The sequence below is a fragment of the Neorhizobium lilium genome, from assembly GCF_004053875.1.
Lineage (GTDB): Bacteria > Pseudomonadota > Alphaproteobacteria > Rhizobiales > Rhizobiaceae > Neorhizobium > Neorhizobium lilii.
Genome location: NZ_SBIP01000013.1, coordinates 1 through 718, shown reverse-complemented (window position 1 = coordinate 718; position 718 = coordinate 1). Strand labels below are relative to the sequence as shown.

The following is a 718-nucleotide window of genomic DNA, read 5'->3' as shown; positions in this document are numbered from 1 at the left end:
AGGCGCGGGCGGTGGCGATCCAGGCCAATGAAAGCGCCCGCCATTCCGGTCAGGTCGTGGCCAGCGCCGTCGGTGCGATGGGCAAGATCGAGCAATCGTCGAGCCAGATCTCCAACATCATCGGCGTCATCGACGATATCGCCTTCCAGACCAATCTGCTGGCGCTCAATGCAGGCGTCGAAGCGGCGCGTGCCGGTGAAGCCGGCAAGGGCTTTGCGGTCGTCGCCCAGGAAGTGCGCGAACTGGCGCAGCGCTCCGCCAAGGCTGCCAAGGAGATCAAGGAGCTGATCCGCAACTCCTCCGTCGAGGTCGGCAGCGGCGTCAAGCTGGTCAGCGAGACCGGCGAGGCCCTGAAGACGATCGAGGCCTATATCGTCACCATCAACCAGCACATGGATGCGATCGCCACGTCTGCCCGCGAACAGTCGGTCGGACTGTCGGAGGTCAATACAGCCGTCAACCAGATGGACCAGGTGACCCAGCAGAACGCCGCCATGGTGGAAGAGGCCAATGCGGCCGGCGCCACGCTGGCCAATGAGGCGGCACGGCTTCGTTCGCTGATATCGGGCTTCCAGCTCGGTGCCGGCGGCCAGGTTTCGGCTGCATCGCGGCCCACCTCCTTCGCCAAACCGGCCTCGAAGCCCGCATCCGGCCCCAGAACCGCAAGCAGCCACACGGCCCCGGTCTCGTCGCCGGCCCGCGGCATGGTCGGCAAGAT

General features: G+C 66.0%; 1 protein-coding gene. It reads left to right on the top strand.

The window, feature by feature from the left end:
- A partial coding sequence (locus EPK99_RS25175) for a methyl-accepting chemotaxis protein (protein ID WP_164901894.1) occupies window positions 1–718 on the top strand: 718 nt, incomplete at both ends.